Origin of the sequence: Chryseobacterium sp. IT-36CA2, assembly GCF_949767875.1 — a bacterium.
Taxonomy (GTDB): domain Bacteria; phylum Bacteroidota; class Bacteroidia; order Flavobacteriales; family Weeksellaceae; genus Chryseobacterium.
Map to the genome: position 1 here is coordinate 1,133,657 of NZ_CATKPG010000011.1, position 17,822 is coordinate 1,151,478.

Below are 17,822 nucleotides of genomic sequence, written 5' to 3' on the forward strand. Positions count from 1 at the left end.
CGCAATGGTAAAATTACGTATTTTCACGGTTTTACATCCGGAATATTAATCTCAAATTCGCGGAGCATAACCATGATGCTTTCCACAAGTCAGATTTTATATGAATATACACCGGAATTCGGAACAGAAAGAAACCTGTTCCGGATTTTATTTTGCTTTTGAAAATGCCATTTTTATTGCTAAGTAAGTTAATACGCTGGCCATAAACCATTTTTGAACCTTTATCCAAACTGGATTATTGGAAAAGAATAGCGCAACTCTTGAAGCTGTTAATACAATGATAAAGTTGATGCTGAAGCTGATCAGAACCTGAATAACTCCCAATTCCAGGCTTTGTGTAAAGACAGAACCATACTCAGGTTTGATGAACTGAGGAAAGAATGACAAATAAAAGACGGCCACTTTGGGATTTAATACATTCGTTAAAAAACCAATGGTGAAAAGCTTTTTGGGACTATCATGAGCAGCATTCTTATCAACATCAAAAATATTCCTGCTCTTAGGTTTTATAGCCTGATAAGCAAGGTATAAAAGATAGATGGTGCCCAGTGCTTTAAGAACAGCGTAAGCTAAAGGTACAGCCAGCAAAACAGCTGTCAGACCAAAAGAAACCATGATGATATGGAATAAAAATCCACATACTACTCCAGCCAATGATATAAACCCGGACTTTTTTCCCTGGGTTATAGATTTTGAAATCAGATAAATCATATTAGGACCGGGGCTAATGACCAAAATGAGTGCGGCCAGAATGAAAAAAATAAGTTCGTGAAATGGAATCATAAGAGTACTTATTTAATGGGAGAATTTTCCATACAAAGATACACACTGTTCATGATCTGATGCTATGAAAAGCAGAAGAAAGATAATTTTTTTTACTTCATTTTATATTTTATTTTCCACCTGAATGTGATTTAAAAAAAATATCAGTCTGTTTTTTTTGTAAATTTCAACACATAAATAATTATCATTCACAAATAAATATTATCATGACTACTGAAAACATCTTTGAAGCCATCAGAAAATGGAAAAATCTTATTGATTCTTACAAAAACGGAATTGATATGAATGGAGCAGAAATTTTGAATTATTTGAATCAGGGGACTCACTTCAGCGTTTCAGGTGAAGAAATTGAGCAATGGGAAAAAAATCTGGAAACAGCAGAACCAAAAATGATTCATGCTTATGTAGGTATTCATGAAGATCAGCTGAAATTTTTCCTGATTGATTCTAAAAGTGATAAAGATGCTAATTTCAATACAATTCTTACCAAAGATTTTTTAAAAGATTTCAGTGAATCCAAAATAGAAAGCAGTAATGATGTTGTAATAGACGTTCCTCCCATCACTGCTGAATCTGCTATTAATCGAAACTTCAGATGGAATATGTTTGGAACTTCCTGGCTGCAGGCTCAAAAGACAGAAGATGTTTTTCAGTTGATTTCCATACCGTTTTCAGATTATGAGAAAATGGGAATTACAGGATCACAGACGTGTACCAGTTTTTTTGGACTTACTGATGATTTGGAAAAAAAAGATCCGGATTTTCCTTATCATATAGAAATTATTACCGTGAAAAGCCTTGCCATTAATCATATGAGTGAGATCGCAGAAAATTATTCTACACCAAGACCCCCTTTTACCATTATTGATACTCTGAATGATTATCAACTTTTGAAACAAAGCACCAGTGTTTTCGTATAACAGTTTATCCCTGTGTTTACAAATAATAATTAATCTTGTCTTGTGTGGCGGGTTGATTATGCTGATCAAAGAAGGGGTAAAAGCGAAATTCCCTGTGATGGTACTTCTTTCAGGAGAATTCATGCTGGAACTGTCGGATTTAGCAGGCCGGCTGATGAAATTAAATACACTCAATACCTATAATTATACATTGAGCCAGTTTTTTGGCTTGATGATTCTTACGGTGATCTATAGCAATTATTATATCCAGCTTTCCCGTGAGGTGAAAGGAATGATTTATTGTTATGCAGTATTAACGCTGATTACCAATATAATGTATGTGCAGGATGATATGCAGGTAACTTTTTATTCTAATATTATCACCAGTATTATTATTTGTAGTTATGCGGCCTCTTATTTTATGAAAATCATTAGGGAAGGCAGAACAGATAGGAGTATGTTTGTAGTGAACATCATTGTTTTTCTGTTTTTTTCTATAGAATGTCTCATATCCACTACCTATAATTTTTTAATCAGCAACCACCTGAACTGGGTAGCCCCTATCTGGCTTTTCAGAGGTATCCTGCTATTGTCTTTTTATATTTCTTTTATTAATCTGGGATGTGGCGTTGGGAAAATCAGGATCAGATAGTTATATGGATATGGATTGGTATCGGGCTGTTTTCTTTAACAACATTATTAATTACATTATTGATTATTAATTATTTAAAAAGTATAAAGAAAAACAAGCAGAAAGTCTCCAGAATAGTTCGGAACACAAGAAATGAACATTGGGAGAATATGCTGCTTTTACAGGAGCAGGACAGGGAGCGGCTGGCAGAAGAACTTCATGATAATATTATATCACAGTTGAATCTTATCCGTTTGAATCTTAATGATAAAAATCCCGAAGAGCTTAATCGTGATTTAAAAAGATCAATGCAGCTGATCCGGGAGTTATCTCACAATCTTACACCACCGGATCTTGATGAAATTGAACTGGTGGATTTACTGGCAGATTATCTCGAACAGGTTAATAAAAATGTAGAAATAATTTTTCGGCATATCACCGTACAAAGCCAAATCAGCAGTCCTGTAAAACTCAATCTTTTCAGAATCGTACAGGAACTGATGACCAATATATTGAAACATGCTGAGGCAAACAGAGTAGAAATATCTTTAAGAATATCCCTCAACTATCTGATGTTGATCATAGAAGATAACGGCCGGGGATTTATTGCAGAAAACCAATCAGGGGGAATTGGTCTGAGGAATATTCAGTCAAGAGCACAAAAAATTAAAGTAATTTATAAATTTAAAACACAGCCCGAAAAAGGCACCAAATTTATTGCCTGTATGGCAATACAGTAAAAAATAAACATGGAATACTCAAAAATTAAAATCGGAATTGTAGATGACGATCTGCTCTTTGTACAGCTTTTGAAAAACTATATTGAAAATAATGGAGTCTATCAGGTTGTTTTGACCTCTACGGGCGGGAATCAATTTCTTACAGAGAAGGATTCAATAACCTTAGATATTTTGATTCTGGATCTGAGGATGACCAATGGTGACGGGCTTGAAGTAATGGCGGAATTGTCAAAAAGCGAAACCGAAACAAAAATCATTGTTCTTTCCAGTTTCTACCGCCGCTCATTCATGGGACAAATGCTGAAGATGGGTGCTCACGCTTTTTTACCCAAAGAAATTGAACTGGAAGAACTGTTGGCTGTTATCAAAACTGTTCATCATACAGGACATTATTTTTCAAATGATCAGATTGATGTCATGAGAACCCAGCTTTCCAATAAGCTTCCGGAATTTCATGCTTTTTCCAGAAATGAGCTCACCGAAAGAGAAATAGATGTTTTAAGACTGGTCTGCCAGCAGTTGAATACTAAGGAAATTGCAGATTCTCTTTTTATTTCGCCCAAAACGGTAGAAACGCATAAAACCAATCTGATGATTAAAACAGGGGTGAAAAACATGGCAGGACTTGTTATTTACGCCGTACAAAACAAGGTAATAGACCCCGATGAAATTGTATTATTTGATAAATAATTTCTACCCAAAAAGAATCAGGGAGCACATGATTGTACTCCCTGATAACAAGAAATCTAAAAATACACTATAATTTAGGATTCAATACTTTAGCAATAGAAACTGCATCTGCTACAGTGTCCAGGCTATAGATCTGCAGAATACCCTGAGTAGTTGCTGCCTGACCTAAAATGTTTTGTTGGTTTTGTGCATTCACTGCATTTTCAAACATGATTCCTGTAGAGTGTGCAGCAGATTGATATACGTTACTTAAAGCCATTGCAGGAGATTCTGCTACTACTTTTACGTTTGACTGTGTTACTGCGTCTGTGATTTGTTCGTTTACTGGCATAATGATTATTGTTTATTTTGGTTAAAGGTTAACCGGATTTTCCGGCTGTTTGGATAATAGTTTTAAAGAGGTCCGCAAATGGATTATGGATTAAGGATTTTAGCCATAGAAACAGCATCTGCTATTGTATCAAGGCTGTAGATCTGTGCGATCCCCTGCGTGGTAGCTGCCTGAGTGACAACGTTCTGTTGGTTTTGAGCGCTCACTGCATTTTCAAACATGATTCCTGTAGAATGGGCTGCTGTCTGATATACGTTGGCTATAGCCATTGCAGGAGATTCTGCTACTACCTTTACGTTCGACTGTGTTACTGCGTCTGTGATTTGTTCGTTTACTGGCATAATGATTATTGTTTATTTGGGGTTAAAAAACAACCGGAAGATCCGGTTGTTCGGATAAGGAATTTAAGCTGTTCGCAAAAATGAATTACGGATTAAGGATTTTCGCCATAGAAACAGCATCAGCAATGGTATCCAGACTGTAGATCTGAGTGATACCCTGTGTAGTAGCTGCCTGAGAGACAATGTTTTGTTGGTTTTGTGTATTCACTGCATTTTCAAACATGATTCCTGTAGAATGTGCAGCAGATTGATACACGTTAGCTAAAGCCATTGCAGGAGATTCTGCTACTACTTTTACGTTAGATTGTGTTACTGCGTCTGTGATTTTTTCGTTTACTGGCATAATGATTATTGTTTATTGGGGTTAAAATAACCGGATCTTCCGGCTTTAAAAATAGTTGTATTCTGCGGTGTGCAAAATGGATTAAGGTTTAAGAATTTTAGCAATTGAGATGGCATCTGCTATGGTATCTTTACTGTAAATTTGAGTGATACCCTGCGTAGTAGCTGCTTGTGTCACAATATTGTGCTGATTCTGGTTGTTCATCGCATTTTCAAACATGATTCCCGTAGAATGAGCAGCAGATTGGTAAACGTTAGCTATCGCCATTGCAGGAGATTCTGCTACTACCTTTACGTTCGATTGTGTTACTGCATCTGTGATTTGTTCGTTAACTGGCATAATGATTATTGTTTATTAAGGTTAAAAAACGACCGGATTATCCGGCTGAGAATGACTTTTTCTCAAAAAAGTTTAAAAAATTACGGCTTAAGAATCTTAGCGATAGAAACCGCATCTGCTACCGTATCCAGGCTGTAGATCTGCAGAATTCCCTGAGTAGTCGCTGCCTGACCTAAAATGTTTTGTTGATTTTGTGCATTCACTGCATTTTCAAACATAATTCCTGTAGAATGTGCAGCAGACTGATACACGTTGGCAAGAGCCATTGCAGGAGATTCTCCTACTACTTTCACGTTAGATTGCGTTACTGCGTCTGTGATTTGTTCATTAACTGGCATAATTGTAATTGTTTTTTTGAGATCTGATCTCGGTTAATAATTATTTAAGGTAAACTAGTTTTATGTTGTATTTTTTAAACTCACCACAGATCCTCCAGATGAAAAGATTTCAAAAGCATTGGTATTGACAGGTTATGAATAAATTAGACTTGAAGGGTGGCTCTGAATACAATGGTTGAGACCCTATCTGTAAAATCTGCGCGAGTTTAAAGCATATTTTCTGGTAAAAGGATGCGGTTTTATTTTTAATATCTGTCTTAAAAATAAATTCCTGCAGGTATGCCGGCAATGTAGAATTCCTTTGGGCTAAATATGGATTCTGAATAATTGCTTTTGTACATTGACAGCATCTGAAAGGCGGCGCAAAATAAATGTTGACCTGATTGTATTATGTTGAGGGCACCAGCTTTCATCTTTGCAGGGAAATAAACCGCATCCGTAGTTTTTTTGGAAACTGAATCAGAAACGTCCTTTTCTTAAGGTATCCAGTTCTCTGATTTTAATATTTTTCGGACTCATCTTTTTTAAGCCCATGACATAATTGCTGATCCCGGTCATCGCGTTTCGCTGTTGATTTAATGCGGAATTAATCTGCATCTGTCCGGTAGAATGAGCACTTACCTGTGTGGAAATAGCCTGAGGTACAGCCGTAGACATTCCTGTAATCATTGCATCAATTTCGTTCATATTAATTTAGTTTTGATGGTTTTTAAGGTCGGATATTACCGAATCTGGCATTCAGCTTATTCATTCGGTCCATTATTTTGAGCTCTTTCTCTTTTACCTTTGCTGATGAGGCTTCCTGAAGCTTTTTCAGCTGTTCTTCATAGTTCATCACAGGAGTTTCAGGGGGAGCTGGTGCAGCAACCTGAATCTGTGCAGATTCCTGCTGTTTTACGGCTTCTTCCAGTTTTTCCAGGAGAGGAGCAAGCGACTTCATAGTCTCTTTAATGGCTTTGTCTTTGATATAATTCACAATTTCATCTTCATGTCTTAAAACAAAAGGCATGATTTCTTTTTCTACCATTTCTGGTTCCGTTATAGGTACCGGAGTTTTGGGGACAGGAGCTTTTTTGCGGATTCTTCTGCGCATACATCTTATTTTAGAGTATTATACAACTGATTACAGCAGATAATTGATAAATGCAGACGCAGATTTCCAGTCGCGGTTGAGATCTTTAACCACGTTGTATCCCGTAATTTCCAAAGCAATACATGCGGAAATAGCACTAGCAGACAACATTTCCTTTAGCTGGTTCGGAGGAAGAGTCAGGATATAATCATCCGGAATGATAAGAGACTTGGTACCGGATGGTGGAGTTTCATTCACCACAATACTCAGAATTTCCTGAAAATAATGGGCAATCAGCTTGGAGGCCTGAAACTCCAGTTCCCTTTTTAATGCAACCACTTCATCCTGGGTCACCAGTTCTGAAATAGCACTTACATCCACATCATGTACAGAATACTGCGCTTCACCGGTGTCTGACGGAGTGATGGTAATATCGGTTTTCAGCGTCCACTTTGATTTTTCAAGATTGATTGTAAGAAGCTTTGAATCATAATCCGGAACGGCAATTTCGTTTAGGGTGGTAAGAGGCAGGATTCTTACATTACAGTAAAATACCTTTGGATCATCCAGCTTGACCATGATTACGGCAATTCCTGTCGATTTATCTTTAGGTTCCACTACAAAAGACTGAAAATGATTGTATCTTTTGCCTCCTCTGTTGAGACAGTTGACCAGTCTTATGGAAGGCTGAATATTAATATCAGAGGTTTGAAGATTAAATACAAAACGCTCTGAATTGTGTTCTGTCTTTTTAGGTTCTGCACTTTTGGTGTCCAGATAATTGATTTCGCTGTTTTTGATCAGATAAAGTCGTTCATTTAAATCATTTAAACTTTCCAGATTTAAAATTTTGGCGGGTTTGGTTACTGAGGAATAATTCATCTCTTATTTATTTTAATTTTTTCAATGAGTTGGGCGATTATTGTTTTTTTCTTTGGGTGTACTTCAGACTCTTCTGAAGGAATTACTGCCTCCTGAATCTCTGGTTTTACGAGTGGCTGTGTCAGTTTTACTGATTTTAATACTAATTTTCCCCCATGATCAGCCGTGATAAAGCTTTTTCTCATGCCTTCGTTTTCTGATGAGACTTCTTCCGGAACCGGATCTACTCGTTTTTTTTTTCAAAATCTTCAGTCTCAGGGGAAACTTCCGTATAGGATGGGGGAGATGGAAGAGCTTCTGAGACAGGAAGCGTGTTGACATTATAAATAGTATTGGAAATTTTAGCTTTTACTTCAGCATATTCACTTACCATTTTGAATAGGTCTTTCATCATTTCATTGCCTTTTCCTGCATCCTGGTTCTGAAGGTTTTCAGACATCTGAACAGAAGTTTCCTTACTTCCCGGTGCCGGGCCGAAAGTAGTTCCGTAGGTCAGTAGATTATTGGCCAGCCTGCTTAATGCAATAAGACCTACCTGCTCGAATCCTTTTAAAAAAGACTGTAAATCCTGAACCATCATTCCTGTAGACTGTTCTATCATTACTTTCGTTACTCCGGTCATTGGGGAAGCCTTAGGGGGAGCCAGTACCTCACTGTTCACAAATACTACAGCTTTCTCCGCCGGAGTGGTAGCATTGGCTGCCTGGGATTGTTGGCTTTCACTGTTGTGTTCACTCATGATGGTAAGATTTTAGGTTATCCTTTTAAAATTTTAATGGCATCTGCAACAATTGCAGGGTTGAGCTGGTTCAAGTTCTGCTGGTTTGTCACAGAATTCTGGATGGAAATTCCACTGGCATGCGTGGCCATCTGGTAAAGCATACTCATAGCCTGTGCTGGAGACTCACCAAGTACGGTAACGTTGGTTTGCGTTACTGCATCTGTAGTCTGGGTGTTTACTGTATCTGCCATATTCTGGTTTTAATGGGTTACTATTGTTTTTTATTTTCAAAGACTTTTCTTTCAACTCAACCTTTATATTATTTTTTGATTAAGTCTTCAATGTGAGATTGTTGATCTCTTTTGTCTGATACAAATTTCATCAATCAGAATAAATCTTTATTAAGGGAAAAAACTGAATTTTAAAAAATAAGGGAATTCTCTCATGAGTGAAATTTTGAATAGAATGAATTGAATTTTAAAAATTATAGAAGCAGAAAACAGATCTATGATTTTATATAATTAAATACATGAATACACCAATATCTTATCTGTGAATACGGGTAAACCCCTAGTTTCTGAAAATGGGTAAATCCCCTCTATACCGGCCACCACTTTACCTTGAAATTTGTCTGATAACCTATTCTAACATTTAAAATCATAATATGAATAATCAGAACAACACAAATCCGGAACCGGTAATTCCTTTTATAATAGTGCAGCCGGGATATGCCACAGGAGATATGTTTGCTATTGCTGCAACATTGATCAACAATCAACAATACCATGTATTAATATCTACAACGATGGATGAGCATGAAAATGTGAAAGATCCGTATGACAACAGTAAATCAATTATAGAATTCTACAAGAACTCAGGGATAGAAGAACAAAGAATACTTACTTATAATGTGAATGAAGTGAGAGCTCAAGGGCTGGCTAGTCAATTGAAAAAAAGAGTTTTCAACCTTTTAAAACCCTATGGCATATCGAGAAAAGTAATACTCGACAATTATTATAAACCCGTAGGAGAAGGAACTCAGTACATCGCCAAAAATTTTTCTAAGGAAATGAGAGATCAATTAAAAGTTGCATGGGAAATCAACGGAAGCCAGGATGATGCAATCAAAATATGGCTGGAAACACAGGGAATACCGACAAGTGGAAATAATTTACTCATTTTATGGTCCCGTTTCAGCGGAAAAGGCGGAGATATTCATATAGAACATGATACCAGTTATTGGGGAATCAAACAGATTGTACACAGAGTGGCGGATATGTATGATGCCGTCATCATTACCGGAGATAAAGGATATGTGAAAGAAAGAGCAAAGAAATATGATGAAACAGCCGATGAGATTAATGTACACTATCAATCCAGAAAGGTATTCAATATTACAGAATTCTGGAAAGGAAACTCTCCGGAACTGAAAGCATGGGGAGGAAACACCCGTATGGGACAGTTTAAGCTGTATGAATATTTTGAGACACACTTTAAGAATGTAAAACATCTTGGCTTCAGAAGCGGTAATCTGGAAGTGATGGCCATGCTGGGATACCAGGTTCGGTATATGGAAGAAGAAGGAAGTGAAAGTGGAGAGAGAATGACAAGCTGGTTTGATAGAGGAGATGGTCTTACAGAGGGGAATGGTAAAGCAACGGGCTATGAAAGGCTTGTATTATCAGAACCGCCTACAAGATCCGGTAAATTTATTCAATATCAAATTCAGAAAATAAACACAGAGATCAGGGAAAGGAAACAACCATTTGAAGATGATATTAAAAGATTAAAAGAAAGAGGGGAAAATCCGCAAAGCCAAACTATCAAAAACCTTGAAGAAAAGATAAAGGAAATAGACGATGAAGGCGAGGCCAGAAAGAAAAGATTTGCAGGTCCCGAAATGGCTCCCTTTCGTAAAGATCAAATTCCACCAACCCCGATACTTAAAAAAGACAAAGAAAGGTTTTCAGAAGGTTTCAGCGAACTTGATATGAAGATTATTCTCAGTTATTTACAACCCTCAGACTGGGTAGACAGAGAAACAGGATATCAACGTATTATCGAGCAACGAAATAAAAGCTATAAAAGACTATTGGAGAGCTCGGAAATAGGTTAGAAATTCAAAAGAACAGCATTCTGAATCATATCAGAATGCTGTTTTTGTTTCATTAAAATATAAAAAACTTTTAAATCTTACTTTCGTCTTCCGGCAGTTCTTTTCTCTTTCTCCAGAAGAAATAGGCAACAATTGCAGTCGCAATAGGCAGAGCAATACCAAACTCATCAATATAATAATTAGTATTTCCCGTATCTACGGTAAGCGGCGTAAAAATAGACTGTATAAAGAGATTGTGGCTGGCATGTAAAATAACACCTGTCCATAAACTTCCGGATTTTAGTCTTAACCAGGTGAAGATAAAACAGGAAGCAAATATCATTATCGTAAAACATAGAAGAGCCAGCCATTTTGGCCCTCCTGTATTATAATTGGAAAAAAGCAGGAGCGGATAATGATAAATAGACCATATAAGCCCCATCCAAAGAGAAGTAGCAGTATAAGAATTCATCTTAGCCAATTGTGGAGTAAGAAGACCGCGCCAGCCTATTTCCTCACCCAACGCAGATCCTACCGAACGCACCATTCCAAAGCTGCTCATCAGAATAATATACAGGATGATGGTCATACCATCAGGAAGATTCCAGCCCATTCCTTTGCCAACTTCTGCTACAAATTCATGATTATAAAAACCTCCCGCTCCACTGATCCAGATGATAAGATATGGAATAAAGCTGTAAAGAAGAGGAATACAATAAGCCATGATTTGGTATTTAGTCAATCCCCATTTCCAGCCGAGAGAAGAAATAGGAATTTTCCGGATCCGGCAGGTAAGAAGTGCGGCAATAGCAGGACACCACATGACAATAGTGGCATAAGAGATGATTCCGCCACCGAGTTTTCCGGTACGGATACACATATAGTAAACCGGGAGACAGAAAAGAAGAGTAAGAATCAGATAAGTAGCAATATTCTTTCTTATTTCTGATTTTGATAGTGTATTTTCCATAAACTGATCTGGCGTTGGGTTTTGTAAGTGATTGAAAAGTAGGAAGTTATTTTTAAATAAAAATACATTTAATTTTTATAACAATACCAATTTTTTAGCATCATTATATCTAAAGAAAACTGCTTCTGTTTTTTAATAATGGAAAACTGTAAATTAGCCAAAACAATTTTTTCGAATACCCTAAACGATGTCCAAGCTAAAAACCATAAGAGAACAAAAAAATCTGACTCAGGAAGAACTATCAGAGAAATCAAAAATCTCTGTGAGAACTATTCAACGGATAGAGTCCGGAACAGAACCTAAGGGGCATACTCTAAGAACACTGGCGCAGACATTGGAAATCGAAGAATTTGAATTACTGCAAACCCCGCTACCAATCATTAATGAACCGGATGAAGTTGAAACAAAAGTAGAAGAACCAATTCCAATTCCGGTTAATTATGCTTACATTAAGATCATTAACCTTTCATCACTCATTTTTATCCTTCTACCTCCATTGAATATTCTCGTTCCATTGTTGCTGATGTTTATAATGAAGCAGAGAAACGCTTTGGTAAAACAGATTATTTCAGTTCAGATGATCTGGACAGTAATGGCACCTATTATCTTCATAATGGGGATCTTTTTAAAGCTCGGGAGACCGTTTACGCTGATCCTTATGATCCTTATTGTTCTCTCTAATGTGTTTATTATTATCCGTAATGCTGCTGAAATAGATCGGAATAAGAAATTGTATTTCTATCTGAAATTCAGTATGATATAAAACCTGTCAGAACTTTGTCGGGTTTTTGTCGGGTTCATTTTTAATCAAAAAACAATTGAAAAGATAATCTTTGTCAAAAAAATAACAATGACAAAGATCTTACAACGTATCCTTCCTTTTTTCATGCTGCTCATGAATATGCTACATGCACAGACAGAAAAAACAGATACTCTTTATAAAACAATTATGTCCAGAGACAGTCTGTTTTTTTCCAAAGGTTACAATACCTGCAACGTCAATCAGATGGAAAGTATGTTAAGCGACAGTTTTGAATTTTATCATGATAAAGGTGGATTTGAGAATAAAGAAAAATTCATTATTGATTTTAAAAACGGATTGTGCAAGTCTCCGGAAACCTATCAGCTCAAAAGAGTTCTGGTTAAAAAAAGTACTGAAATTTATCCCATGTATAAAGATGGGAAAATTTATGCTGCCATTCAGAATGGAGATCATCTGTTTTATGAAAAAGTAGGGAATCAGGCTGAGAAATTAGTGGGGGAAGCAAAATTCACTCACCTTTGGATGTTGGAAAATACGGAATGGAAGCTTAAGAATTCATTGAGTTTTGATCATCACCCAAAGCAGACTACTGATAGTGAAACCATGTTCGATAACGATCAGTCGATGGAAAGCTGGCTGAAAGAAAATAACATTCCCACCCTTGGATTAGGAATTATTGAAGGAGGAAAGCTGAAGCAGGTAAAAGTTTTTGGTGATAACAAAAAAGGAATTTCAGCTCCTCAGAATGCCTTATTTAATGTAGCATCTCTCACCAAACCTGTTACAGCAATGGTAGCCTTACGTCTGATAAGTTTAGGAAAATGGAAATTGGATGAACCTTTAGATGCTTACTGGATAGATCCTGACATTATTGGTGATTCAAGACATCAAAAACTGACGACGAGGATTATCCTTAGTCACCAGAGCGGTTTTCCCAACTGGAGATGGATGAATACGGATAAAAAACTGAACTTTCAGTTTGATCCCGGTACAAAATATCAATATTCCGGAGAAGGCTTTGAATATCTTCGAAAAGCGCTCGAAAAGAAGTTTGGGAAGTCGTTGGATCAGCTTGCACAAGAACTCATTTTTAAGCCTCTCAAAATGAATAATACAAACTACATTTGGGACCAAGCCACTGATGAGGCAAAATTTGTAACAGGATATAATGAAAAAGGAGAGGATTATCCCATAGAAAAGATCAAAATAGCTAATGCTGCCGATGATCTGCATACAACAGTAGAAGATTACGGAAATTTTATGGTCAGCATTATGAAAGGAAAAAATCTGAAGCCTGAAATTTTTCAGGAAATGATCAAAAAGCAGGTAAAGGTTAAAGAAAATAAATATTTCGGATTAGGTTTTGAGGTATATGATCTTGGAAATGGTGAATATGCATTATCTCATGGCGGAGCAGATCAGGGAACAAGATGTATCGCCATTGTATTGCCCGATTCGGGAAAAGGAATTGTAATTTTTACCAATGTGGATGATGGTTATAAGGTGTATGAAAAACTTGTGCTTTATTACTTAGGAGAGCAGGGACGAAAAATTATTAAGATAGAAACTAAATGATTATATCAGTAAAAAAGATATTATCACAATGATCATTGTGTATCTTTGAAAGATTAGAAATACTGGATGTATAAATAATTTCTATTGTATGCTTTTAGAAAAATTACTTGAAGAGTTTGATGTTGACCCCAATACCTTTAGTTTGGAAGAATCTGAGGTATTTGATCAGTATTTTGAACAGATCTCAGTCCGGAAAAATACATTCCTTATTAAAGAAGGGGAAACAGAAAAGTACAGTTATTTCGTTTTTGAAGGCTTATTGCGTTGCTGGATAATTAATCACAAAGGAGATGAACAAACGTTTTGGTTTTGTAAGAAAGGGACTTTTTCATTATCAAATATATCATTTACATTACAGGAAAAATCTGCTTTTAATGTGCAGACCATTGTAGACAGCATTATCTACAGGATAGACAAGAAGAAGGCCGCCGAATTATATTCTGCTATTCCAAGATTAAAGACAGTTTTTGATGACTTAACAGCTATATTACTTAATAAAATACTGAATAGAAATATTGACCTGATTAAGTATTCCCCCGAGCAGTATTATCTCCAGATGATTGATGAATATGGTGTCACTTTAAATTATATACCCCTAAAAGACATAGCCTCTTATCTGGGGATAACACCACAAGCTCTGAGCAGAATACGTAAACGCATTTTTTAACCTGGGTTCAGTGTTTTAGATGAATAAGTTCTGACCTTTGTGATTCTAAATTTACAATTATGATCAGAGAAATTACGGTAACAGATTATCCACGTTTGATTGAGATCTGGGAGAGTGCAGTGATGAATACCCATGATTTTCTTAAAGAAGAAGACTTTGCATACTATAAAAAACAGCTTCCTTTTTACTTCCAGCATGTCACCCTTTCAGGGTTTGAGCAAGAAGGTGTTTTAGTTGGGTTTGCAGGCGTTGCGGAAGGAAACCTGGAAATGTTGTTTGTAGACAACAGCTATCGGAGTACTGGAATAGGAAAAAAATTAATTGAATATGCAATATCTCATTTACAGGTAACCAAAGTGGATGTAAATGAGCAAAATAGCCAGGCTGTTGGTTTTTACAGACATATGGGGTTCAATATACTGAAGAGATCCGAATTGGATGGAGAGGGTAAAGAATATCCTGTCCTGCACATGCAATTGTAGCCGCTAAATAAACAACAAATCCCTGCTTTCAAAAGAGCAGGGATTATTTTTATATAAATCTGAATTTATTTTACTTTTTCAAGAAGATATAATTTAGCCCCCGAAAACGCCAGCTTAGGCATCAGGTTTCCTTCAAGAACCATTGTTTTATTAGTGACATCAATCACAGAAATATAATTGTTGGAATTGTACTCAATATAATTCTCCTTTTCTTTTGTTGAAGGATTTTTCCCAAATTCCATAGAATATTTCACCCAATCTTCATCCTGTGTACTGCAGTGTACCGGCTTGAATTTAGACTTTTTAGCCTTGAAAACAATCTGATCAAAACCTTCTGTACATTCTGAAGTAAAAGAGCCGTCCGGATTCTGATCTTTAGAAAAATCTTCAAAAGAACCACGATAAACACCTACTACTTTCCAGGTGCCATCCACACGGTCTTCATCTATTTTTCCTTTCGCTTTGCTTACTGCCCAGCTAATTCCGTTTACCGTTCCTTTTACTGCTTTATAGCTTAAGCTTACTGCTCCTGATACAACTTTAGTAGCCGTTCTTACTACACATGAATTGAGAACAAGCAGAGCCGAGGCCAGAAATAGCATTTTCTTCATTTTGTCAAATTTTTAAGGTACGAAGATACTGTTTTTGAAAAAACTGATTGTTTTCAAAAGACTATTTGTGAAAATAATGGGTAAGATCAGAAATACTTTTAATATGAAGCTCTTCAGCCTGCTTTTTCCGCATCATCAGGGCATAAGCATTATTAAATCCTAGCGGTTTCAGCCATTGAATTCCATAGTGTTTTTCAAACTCTGCATTCACATACTGATAGGTTGTAGCAGGACTTTTGGAAACATTTCTGATGGTCTCTTCAGTTGGCTTTAAAAGAACCAGAAGCCCGGTTCCCGTATATTCAGGATAAAAGTCTATGGCATCATTCATTAAAGCATCAAAACATATTTTTGTTCCTCCTAAACCCGTTTTCGTTTCCACTTTATAATCTGTATATCCTTCAATAAGCATGGTATACATTTCTGCGAGAATATACTGTTCACCAAAGATTTTTGAGCCAATTCTGACTGTTCCGGAATTTCCTTTTCCGGGATTTTTATACAGGTTATTTTTAATGAGAAAATCCTTTGCAATCTTTTCAGGAGTTTGATGAAGATGATCAGATCTGTAATTCAGGTCTGTCATGATGGAATCTGTGAACTTTCCGGCCAATAGATTTAAGGTTCTCTCCAGTTCCGGAAATTTTTTCAGCGTTTTGGTTTTGATAATGGGAGCCGCGTAATATGGAGGAAATATTTTTTTATCATCCTCCAGTACATACAGATCATACGCTTTGATTCTGCCATCTGTAGAATATCCGCTGATCAGATCCAGCTCCTTCTCATAAGCAGCCTTATACATAATCGCATCACTTACGACAAGAGGATTTACGTTGAGTCCATATACCGAACGAAGCCCGATATCACCATCCTGTCTTCCCATAAATTCCGGTGTAAAACCCGCTTTAATCTTCTGATGTGACACAAAAGTCAGAAGATATCCAATTCCCAAAATAATAAGGATAACGGGAAGAATATATTTTAATTTTTGAAAGAACTGATACCCTGATTTCTGAATCATAGCAATAACCTGATCAAGAAAAACAGCCAAAAATGCTGCAGGAATAGCTCCAGCCAGAATCATATTTGTATTGTTAAGCGAGATTCCTCCGAAGATAAACTCTCCCAAACCTCCCGCTGCCACAAAAGAGGCCAGAGTAGCCACTCCTACATTAATAACAGCAGCAGTTCTGATACCGGCAATGATCACCGGCATGGCCAAAGGAAGTTTCACCTTAAAAAGAAGCTGGCTTCGGTTCATTCCCATGGCCTTGGCTGCCTCAATCACTGCCGGATCTACACCTGTAATTCCGGTATAGGTATTCCGGATAATGGGAAGAAGAGCATAGATCAATAAAGCCGCAATGGCTGGTTTCGGACCAATGCCGAAAACAGGAATCATAAATCCCAGCAATGCAATACTCGGAATGGTCTGTAAAATACCGGCGATGCCCAGCACTGGACTGGAAAGCTTCTTCTTTCTGGAAATTAGTATTCCTAAAGGTACTCCAACAATGATAGCCAGAAGCAGGGACAAAAAGGTAAGCCCAAGATGCTGAATGATCTGGGTGGTCAGCTTTTCGTGCTGTTCAACAATAAATTGCCAAAGACTTTGTTGCTGTGTCATACCATCTGTGATTTTCTGTAATGATTAAATGCTCTCACCACTTCCTCATAAACTTCAGCGTTTTGATGATCAGAACTCAATTGTTGTAAAATATTCCAGACACTTATATGAGCTGTACTGTCTGATACTGAATAGGTGTTTCCCGGAGTGAGAAACGGACTGATATGATGTAAATCCGTTATTTTATATTCCAGTAAAAGCCGATTTTCAGCAAAAAAGTCACGGACAAAATTGGTTGCCGGATGGTAAAGTATTTCCCTGGGAGTACCAGTCTGTATAATTTTTCCCTGATCCATCAGACAAATCCGGTGGCCCAGCTCAAAAGCTTCCTGTACATCATGGGTAACCAATATGATTGTTTTACTCTTAAGATCTTCCAGCGATTTAAATTCCGAATGAATATCAGCCTTGGTAATCGTATCAAGCGCTCCAAAAGGTTCATCCATCAGCAAAACGGGATTATCTGCAATCAGTGCCCTTGCAATACCCACACGCTGTTGCTGTCCGCCGCTTAACTCATGAGGAAATCGGGAAAGAACCTCTTCAGAAAGGTGAAGTTTAGCCAAAAGCTCATGCGTTTTTCTTTCTGTTTTCTTTTTGTCCCATTTCAATAGTTCAGGAACTACCGCAATATTCTGCTGAATTGTATAATGGGGAAATAATCCGGAATGCTGCATGACGAAGCCAATTCCCATCCTCAGTTCCTCGGGTTTCTGATCACGGATGTTTTTGTCATCTATGAAGATATTTCCGGAGTCTGGCTCTATGAGACGGTTGATCATCTTAAGCGTGGTTGTTTTCCCGCATCCGCTGGTTCCTAAAAGAACAAGGATCTCCTGATCAAATGCCTGAAAAGAAATTTGATCTACTGCTTTTTTTCCGTTAAAACTCTTTGAGATTGATTCTACTGTAATCATCGGTA

General features: G+C 37.0%; 25 protein-coding genes. 9 read left to right on the forward strand and 16 right to left on the reverse strand.

Going from position 1 to position 17,822, the window contains the following annotated elements; genetic code table 11:
- Positions 1-147: 147 nt before the first annotated feature.
- Positions 148-783: a LysE family translocator gene (locus tag ACM6F9_RS05960; RefSeq protein ID WP_414844839.1), complete on the reverse strand. Its 636-nt coding sequence runs from the start codon at positions 781-783 to the stop codon at positions 148-150.
- 206 nt (positions 784-989) lie between these two features.
- Here ACM6F9_RS05960 and ACM6F9_RS05965 point away from each other — a divergent pair, with 206 nt between their 5' ends.
- Genes ACM6F9_RS05965 through ACM6F9_RS05980 form a run of 4 tightly spaced genes read left to right on the forward strand, consistent with a single transcriptional unit; the run spans position 990 to position 3,743 of the window.
- Positions 990-1,703 (forward strand): hypothetical protein, encoded by a 714-nt coding sequence (locus tag ACM6F9_RS05965; RefSeq protein WP_414844840.1) that lies wholly within the window; start codon positions 990-992, stop codon positions 1,701-1,703.
- A 58-nt stretch (positions 1,704-1,761) separates the two neighbouring features.
- The gene (locus ACM6F9_RS05970) at positions 1,762-2,334 is read left to right on the forward strand and encodes a hypothetical protein (protein ID WP_414844841.1); all 573 of its coding nucleotides are present in this window, start codon (positions 1,762-1,764) and stop codon (positions 2,332-2,334) included.
- Entirely contained in the window at positions 2,304-3,053 is a 750-nt protein-coding gene (locus tag ACM6F9_RS05975) for a sensor histidine kinase (protein ID WP_414844842.1), read from the forward strand. The genes ACM6F9_RS05970 and ACM6F9_RS05975 overlap by 31 nt, the downstream gene beginning before the upstream one ends.
- A 9-nt stretch (positions 3,054-3,062) precedes the next feature.
- Positions 3,063-3,743 carry a response regulator gene (locus ACM6F9_RS05980; RefSeq protein WP_414844843.1) on the forward strand — a complete coding sequence of 227 codons (681 nt, stop codon included), beginning with the start codon at positions 3,063-3,065 and terminating at the stop codon, positions 3,741-3,743.
- Positions 3,744-3,810: 67 nt separating this feature from the next.
- Here the strand turns inward: ACM6F9_RS05980 and ACM6F9_RS05985 are convergent, their stop codons facing one another.
- From ACM6F9_RS05985 to ACM6F9_RS06035, 11 genes are all read right to left on the reverse strand, one after another.
- On the reverse strand, positions 3,811-4,074 hold the full coding sequence (locus ACM6F9_RS05985; RefSeq protein ID WP_047378387.1) for a RebB family R body protein: 264 nt from the start codon (positions 4,072-4,074) through the stop codon (positions 3,811-3,813).
- An 83-nt stretch (positions 4,075-4,157) separates the two neighbouring features.
- Positions 4,158-4,415, reverse strand: coding sequence for a RebB family R body protein (locus ACM6F9_RS05990; protein ID WP_105703711.1), 258 nt, complete (start codon positions 4,413-4,415; stop codon positions 4,158-4,160).
- An 85-nt stretch (positions 4,416-4,500) separates the two neighbouring features.
- Positions 4,501-4,758, reverse strand: coding sequence for a RebB family R body protein (locus ACM6F9_RS05995; protein ID WP_047378385.1), 258 nt, complete (start codon positions 4,756-4,758; stop codon positions 4,501-4,503).
- 81 nt (positions 4,759-4,839) lie between these two features.
- Positions 4,840-5,097, reverse strand: coding sequence for a RebB family R body protein (locus ACM6F9_RS06000; RefSeq protein WP_164976728.1), 258 nt, complete (start codon positions 5,095-5,097; stop codon positions 4,840-4,842).
- An 80-nt stretch (positions 5,098-5,177) separates the two neighbouring features.
- Positions 5,178-5,435 carry a RebB family R body protein gene (locus tag ACM6F9_RS06005; protein ID WP_047378383.1) on the reverse strand — a complete coding sequence of 86 codons (258 nt, stop codon included), beginning with the start codon at positions 5,433-5,435 and terminating at the stop codon, positions 5,178-5,180.
- Between the two features lie 459 nt (positions 5,436-5,894).
- The gene (locus tag ACM6F9_RS06010) at positions 5,895-6,122 is read right to left on the reverse strand and encodes a hypothetical protein (protein WP_414844844.1); all 228 of its coding nucleotides are present in this window, start codon (positions 6,120-6,122) and stop codon (positions 5,895-5,897) included.
- A 22-nt stretch (positions 6,123-6,144) separates the two neighbouring features.
- Positions 6,145-6,528, reverse strand: coding sequence for a hypothetical protein (locus tag ACM6F9_RS06015; protein WP_414844845.1), 384 nt, complete (start codon positions 6,526-6,528; stop codon positions 6,145-6,147).
- 30 nt (positions 6,529-6,558) lie between these two features.
- Positions 6,559-7,389 carry a hypothetical protein gene (locus ACM6F9_RS06020; protein WP_414844846.1) on the reverse strand — a complete coding sequence of 277 codons (831 nt, stop codon included), beginning with the start codon at positions 7,387-7,389 and terminating at the stop codon, positions 6,559-6,561.
- Positions 7,386-7,574: a hypothetical protein gene (locus ACM6F9_RS06025; RefSeq protein ID WP_414844847.1), complete on the reverse strand. Its 189-nt coding sequence runs from the start codon at positions 7,572-7,574 to the stop codon at positions 7,386-7,388. The genes ACM6F9_RS06020 and ACM6F9_RS06025 overlap by 4 nt, the downstream gene beginning before the upstream one ends.
- Positions 7,575-7,612: 38 nt before the next feature.
- On the reverse strand, positions 7,613-8,128 hold the full coding sequence (locus ACM6F9_RS06030; RefSeq protein ID WP_414844848.1) for a hypothetical protein: 516 nt from the start codon (positions 8,126-8,128) through the stop codon (positions 7,613-7,615).
- A gap of 17 nt (positions 8,129-8,145) precedes the next feature.
- Complete coding sequence (locus ACM6F9_RS06035; RefSeq protein ID WP_047433885.1) at positions 8,146-8,361, reverse strand: RebB family R body protein; 216 nt, start codon at positions 8,359-8,361, stop codon at positions 8,146-8,148.
- Positions 8,362-8,774: 413 nt separating this feature from the next.
- Between ACM6F9_RS06035 and ACM6F9_RS06040 the strand changes: the two genes are divergently transcribed.
- Positions 8,775-10,226: a hypothetical protein gene (locus tag ACM6F9_RS06040; RefSeq protein WP_414844849.1), complete on the forward strand. Its 1,452-nt coding sequence runs from the start codon at positions 8,775-8,777 to the stop codon at positions 10,224-10,226.
- Between the two features lie 70 nt (positions 10,227-10,296).
- On the opposite strand, the gene ACM6F9_RS06045 is transcribed toward ACM6F9_RS06040, so the two are convergent.
- Positions 10,297-11,175 (reverse strand): CPBP family intramembrane glutamic endopeptidase, encoded by an 879-nt coding sequence (locus ACM6F9_RS06045; RefSeq protein ID WP_414844850.1) that lies wholly within the window; start codon positions 11,173-11,175, stop codon positions 10,297-10,299.
- 187 nt (positions 11,176-11,362) lie between these two features.
- Here ACM6F9_RS06045 and ACM6F9_RS06050 point away from each other — a divergent pair, with 187 nt between their 5' ends.
- The 4 genes from ACM6F9_RS06050 to ACM6F9_RS06065 all read left to right on the forward strand — a co-directional run bounded on the left by ACM6F9_RS06050 (position 11,363) and on the right by ACM6F9_RS06065 (position 14,662).
- Positions 11,363-11,938 (forward strand): helix-turn-helix domain-containing protein, encoded by a 576-nt coding sequence (locus tag ACM6F9_RS06050; protein ID WP_414844851.1) that lies wholly within the window; start codon positions 11,363-11,365, stop codon positions 11,936-11,938.
- 87 nt (positions 11,939-12,025) lie between these two features.
- Complete coding sequence (locus tag ACM6F9_RS06055) at positions 12,026-13,513, forward strand: serine hydrolase (RefSeq protein ID WP_414844852.1); 1,488 nt, start codon at positions 12,026-12,028, stop codon at positions 13,511-13,513.
- A gap of 88 nt (positions 13,514-13,601) precedes the next feature.
- A complete protein-coding gene (locus tag ACM6F9_RS06060; protein ID WP_414844853.1) occupies positions 13,602-14,180 on the forward strand; it encodes a Crp/Fnr family transcriptional regulator in 579 nt (192 codons plus the stop codon).
- A 59-nt stretch (positions 14,181-14,239) separates the two neighbouring features.
- Positions 14,240-14,662: a GNAT family N-acetyltransferase gene (locus tag ACM6F9_RS06065; RefSeq protein WP_414844854.1), complete on the forward strand. Its 423-nt coding sequence runs from the start codon at positions 14,240-14,242 to the stop codon at positions 14,660-14,662.
- Positions 14,663-14,727: 65 nt separating this feature from the next.
- Here ACM6F9_RS06065 and ACM6F9_RS06070 read toward each other — a convergent pair whose 3' ends face one another.
- The 3 genes from ACM6F9_RS06070 to ACM6F9_RS06080 form a co-directional block, all read right to left on the reverse strand.
- Positions 14,728-15,273 carry a hypothetical protein gene (locus ACM6F9_RS06070; RefSeq protein WP_414844855.1) on the reverse strand — a complete coding sequence of 182 codons (546 nt, stop codon included), beginning with the start codon at positions 15,271-15,273 and terminating at the stop codon, positions 14,728-14,730.
- Positions 15,274-15,334: 61 nt separating this feature from the next.
- Positions 15,335-16,900, reverse strand: a complete 1,566-nt coding sequence (locus ACM6F9_RS06075) for an ABC transporter permease/substrate-binding protein (protein ID WP_414844856.1) — start codon at positions 16,898-16,900, stop codon at positions 15,335-15,337.
- Positions 16,897-17,817, reverse strand: coding sequence for an ABC transporter ATP-binding protein (locus ACM6F9_RS06080; protein WP_414844857.1), 921 nt, complete (start codon positions 17,815-17,817; stop codon positions 16,897-16,899). The genes ACM6F9_RS06075 and ACM6F9_RS06080 overlap by 4 nt, the downstream gene beginning before the upstream one ends.
- Between the last annotated feature and the right edge of the window lie 5 nt (positions 17,818-17,822).

Bases quoted from the DNA above. Each gene is read 5' to 3' on its own strand.
- ACM6F9_RS06020 (WP_414844846.1), bottom strand. From the start codon at position 7,389: ATGAATTATTCCTCAGTAACCAAACCCGCCAAAATTTTAAATCTGGAA.
- ACM6F9_RS06035 (WP_047433885.1), bottom strand. From the start codon at position 8,361: ATGGCAGATACAGTAAACACCCAGACTACAGATGCAGTAACGCAAACC.
- ACM6F9_RS06050 (WP_414844851.1), top strand. From the start codon at position 11,363: ATGTCCAAGCTAAAAACCATAAGAGAACAAAAAAATCTGACTCAGGAA.
- ACM6F9_RS06055 (WP_414844852.1), top strand. From the start codon at position 12,026: ATGACAAAGATCTTACAACGTATCCTTCCTTTTTTCATGCTGCTCATG.
- ACM6F9_RS06075 (WP_414844856.1), bottom strand. From the start codon at position 16,900: ATGACACAGCAACAAAGTCTTTGGCAATTTATTGTTGAACAGCACGAA.
- ACM6F9_RS06070 (WP_414844855.1), bottom strand. From the start codon at position 15,273: ATGAAGAAAATGCTATTTCTGGCCTCGGCTCTGCTTGTTCTCAATTCA.
- ACM6F9_RS05975 (WP_414844842.1), top strand. From the start codon at position 2,304: ATGTGGCGTTGGGAAAATCAGGATCAGATAGTTATATGGATATGGATT.
- ACM6F9_RS05980 (WP_414844843.1), top strand. From the start codon at position 3,063: ATGGAATACTCAAAAATTAAAATCGGAATTGTAGATGACGATCTGCTC.
- ACM6F9_RS06060 (WP_414844853.1), top strand. From the start codon at position 13,602: ATGCTTTTAGAAAAATTACTTGAAGAGTTTGATGTTGACCCCAATACC.
- ACM6F9_RS05990 (WP_105703711.1), bottom strand. From the start codon at position 4,415: ATGCCAGTAAACGAACAAATCACAGACGCAGTAACACAGTCGAACGTA.
- ACM6F9_RS06010 (WP_414844844.1), bottom strand. From the start codon at position 6,122: ATGAACGAAATTGATGCAATGATTACAGGAATGTCTACGGCTGTACCT.
- ACM6F9_RS06080 (WP_414844857.1), bottom strand. From the start codon at position 17,817: ATGATTACAGTAGAATCAATCTCAAAGAGTTTTAACGGAAAAAAAGCA.
- ACM6F9_RS06000 (WP_164976728.1), bottom strand. From the start codon at position 5,097: ATGCCAGTTAACGAACAAATCACAGATGCAGTAACACAATCGAACGTA.
- ACM6F9_RS06045 (WP_414844850.1), bottom strand. From the start codon at position 11,175: ATGGAAAATACACTATCAAAATCAGAAATAAGAAAGAATATTGCTACT.
- ACM6F9_RS06030 (WP_414844848.1), bottom strand. From the start codon at position 8,128: ATGAGTGAACACAACAGTGAAAGCCAACAATCCCAGGCAGCCAATGCT.
- ACM6F9_RS05960 (WP_414844839.1), bottom strand. From the start codon at position 783: ATGATTCCATTTCACGAACTTATTTTTTTCATTCTGGCCGCACTCATT.
- ACM6F9_RS06015 (WP_414844845.1), bottom strand. From the start codon at position 6,528: ATGCGCAGAAGAATCCGCAAAAAAGCTCCTGTCCCCAAAACTCCGGTA.
- ACM6F9_RS05970 (WP_414844841.1), top strand. From the start codon at position 1,762: ATGCTGATCAAAGAAGGGGTAAAAGCGAAATTCCCTGTGATGGTACTT.
- ACM6F9_RS06065 (WP_414844854.1), top strand. From the start codon at position 14,240: ATGATCAGAGAAATTACGGTAACAGATTATCCACGTTTGATTGAGATC.
- ACM6F9_RS06025 (WP_414844847.1), bottom strand. From the start codon at position 7,574: ATGAGAAAAAGCTTTATCACGGCTGATCATGGGGGAAAATTAGTATTA.
- ACM6F9_RS05995 (WP_047378385.1), bottom strand. From the start codon at position 4,758: ATGCCAGTAAACGAAAAAATCACAGACGCAGTAACACAATCTAACGTA.
- ACM6F9_RS06040 (WP_414844849.1), top strand. From the start codon at position 8,775: ATGAATAATCAGAACAACACAAATCCGGAACCGGTAATTCCTTTTATA.
- ACM6F9_RS06005 (WP_047378383.1), bottom strand. From the start codon at position 5,435: ATGCCAGTTAATGAACAAATCACAGACGCAGTAACGCAATCTAACGTG.
- ACM6F9_RS05965 (WP_414844840.1), top strand. From the start codon at position 990: ATGACTACTGAAAACATCTTTGAAGCCATCAGAAAATGGAAAAATCTT.
- ACM6F9_RS05985 (WP_047378387.1), bottom strand. From the start codon at position 4,074: ATGCCAGTAAACGAACAAATCACAGACGCAGTAACACAGTCAAACGTA.